Annotated in this window: 2 protein-coding genes; both read left to right on the top strand. The window is 47.6% G+C overall.

Features of this window, described 5'->3' with window-relative positions; genetic code table 11:
• Window positions 1-95: 95 nt before the first annotated feature.
• Complete coding sequence (locus KDK14_RS07575; RefSeq protein WP_257264465.1) at window positions 96-974, top strand: hypothetical protein; 879 nt, start codon at window positions 96-98, stop codon at window positions 972-974.
• A gap of 309 nt (window positions 975-1,283) precedes the next feature.
• Window positions 1,284-2,435, top strand: coding sequence for a murein transglycosylase A (locus KDK14_RS07565; protein ID WP_257264463.1), 1,152 nt, complete (start codon window positions 1,284-1,286; stop codon window positions 2,433-2,435).
• The last annotated feature ends 248 nt before the right edge of the window (window positions 2,436-2,683 follow it).

The following is a 2,683-nucleotide window of genomic DNA, read 5'->3' as shown; positions in this document are numbered from 1 at the left end:
AGGAATTTTTAGACCAATTTATCGCAACCGCAGCAGGGCAGTCTATTCTTGGACAGCCTCCTGGTTGCCTACTTATGAGAAGGAGAGTTCAAAAAATGATTTTCAGTTCTTATCATCGGTATTCACAGCAAACACCCTTATATGCAACGGAAGAGTCCCCGGGTGCAACTGCATCGAAGGATATTAAATTCGGTGATATCTTCAGGCGCATAGATCAGGTCTTTCAACCGAAAACTCTGGAGGCGGCCAATTTGGTTATCAATTCAGATAGTGAATATTTTGTTGCCGATCCTGCCAAGTCATCCCTGAATTCCAGGGTTTGTTCATTAGTGCAAAAAGGTCTTGGGCGTCAATATGCTATTGGATTATTCAGTGACTATCTTTCCTGGGGGGAAAAAAAAGAAGAAGTCATCGTAGCATTTGATCGTAACTGTAAGATTATTAATCCAGATAACCTTTTGCAGCATTTGAACACCATCAATGAAGCATTGATTGAACTGACAAAAGAAGGTTTAGAGCTTTTGGCCGGTGAGTGCTCATTGGGTGGTCGTGTTGTGGACGTCGATCATGTGTACATATTGCGGAATTATCTTACCTGTGGACGTTCCCGGGAAGATCATTGGTGTCGTAATATGGGGCAATATACCCTCAAGGTACAGATGAATGATGATTCATCTTGTTACAAAGGAGGAGGACTGCAAACAGCAGAATTAGAAAAAGAAGACCCATTGACAGGAAAGTTCCCGAATAAGGAAACTGTTGAAACCAATCGTTTCAAAGAAAATAGAGGTTATGTCTTTTCAAACAGGGGTGATCTTATTCATAAAGATGAAACTGTCACGCAAGTCTCAAACAACGATGGTAATCCAGTGGAGCAGAGATTATTTATGGCTACCGTGTCCGACATCACCATAGCCCCGGACGTGTCCGACATCACCATAGCCCCGGAGGTTGAATGGGAGAGTTCCGTTTGACAAAACACCGGAATTTTGCGAACTGGCCACTAAAGAACTCAATTTTACCTTTAAGCTCTGGCCAGCCAGCCATGAAACGTTTCTTCCGGGTCAGCAACGTTCGGTCGTAACCAGCACCGAAGTTATGCCAGTCTTCAGCAACAAACCGGCCTTCGCTCCTGGCAATTTGCAACATTGAAGGCAGCCTCAGGGAAAATATACTTTCCTGTTCAGGGGGCTTTCTCAACGGCTCACAGGCCAAATTGGGAACGCCTTCTGGCAATATCTGGTATGCTATTTCGCGTCCATATCAACCAGAAGCACTCAAACGTGACCTTTGCATACCACCATTTCAAACACCCTGCCCCCCGTTTTTCCAAGTCAGGTACCGGAAGCGTCTTAAGATTTATGCCCGTTCTGCTCACTTTGTTATTCAGTGGTTGCGGGTTATATACCAAAGCATCGGGACAACAGCCGGTAAAATTCAGTGACCTGGAGGGCTGGAGCCAGAAACAGGCTATCGCCGCAAGACCGGCTTTGGTGAACAGCTGCCAGCACCTGAACCGCTCGGTACTGACCGACAAAAGCCCCTGGGGTAACTACCAGCAATGGCAATTGTTGTGCAAAGAGTTGCAGCAAACCCCTGACCGTCAACTGAAAACCTTTTTTGAGCAAAACTTCACACCTGTCCAGATATCGCCGCAGACAAAAGGCTTGTTTACCGCTTATTACTCCCCGGTTATTCCCGGCAGTCTTGCCCCTTCGGATGATTACCCAATCCCGCTGCTGAAACTGCCCCATGATCTGGTCAAGGTTCGCCTTGCTGATTTTGGACTCAGTGGTTCGGGATTGGTTGGCCGGGTTGAGAAAGGCTTCCTGAAACCCTACGGCAGTCGGACTGAAATCAATCAACAAACTGCGAAAGCCAGCGATGTGCTCCTATGGTTGAGCAGCCCTGTTGACAAGTTCTTCTTGCAGGTTCAGGGGTCAGGGAGTGTGGAACTGCCGGACGGCAACATCATTCATGTTGGCTACGCCGGTAATAATGGCCACAACTACGTAGCCATTGGGAGGATACTGAAAAAGAAAGGGGAACTTGAAGAAGTCTCCATGCAAACCATCCAGTCATGGCTTGAGGACCATCCGGACCAGCGAGACTGGCTGCTCAACCAGAACCCGCGCTACATCTTCTTTGGTTTTTCTGAGGAAGGCGCCATCACTGCTCAGGGTGTGCCGGCTACCCCGACCAGAACACTGGCTGTGGACCCGGCTTATATTCCCCTTGGCCTGCCGCTATGGCTTGATACCCGGCTCACCGCCACCGGTGAGAAATTCCAGCAATTGATGGTTGCCCAGGATACCGGCAGTGCTATAAAGGGTCCTGTTCGGGGCGACATCTATATGGGGGTTGGCAAGGATGCAGCCTTTATAGCCGGGCCACAACAGGAACCCGGCAAGCTGTATGTGCTGATTCCTCGATAGCTTGCTTTTCTGAGCAGATTTCCTTTGATTTTGGCCAGGAGGCTACCCGAGAGTAGCACCTGAAATGACTTTCATAGTCAAGGTGTTATATAAATTATGGCAGGGGGCGAATGTGCCCGGCAGAAAAATTGAACGTAATCGCTAAAAAATTGTCCAATTACCAGAGATATTAATTTCAATACTTATCGAATAGATAAGTAGCTGGCCATATGGAATCGAATATTTCTGGCTACTTGGGCTGGTACTAT

This window comes from Endozoicomonas sp. ONNA2 (genome assembly GCF_024606365.1).
Lineage (GTDB): Bacteria > Pseudomonadota > Gammaproteobacteria > Pseudomonadales > Endozoicomonadaceae > Endozoicomonas.
Note: the sequence above shows the minus strand (reverse complement) of the source record. Positions and strands in the feature narration are given on the sequence as shown.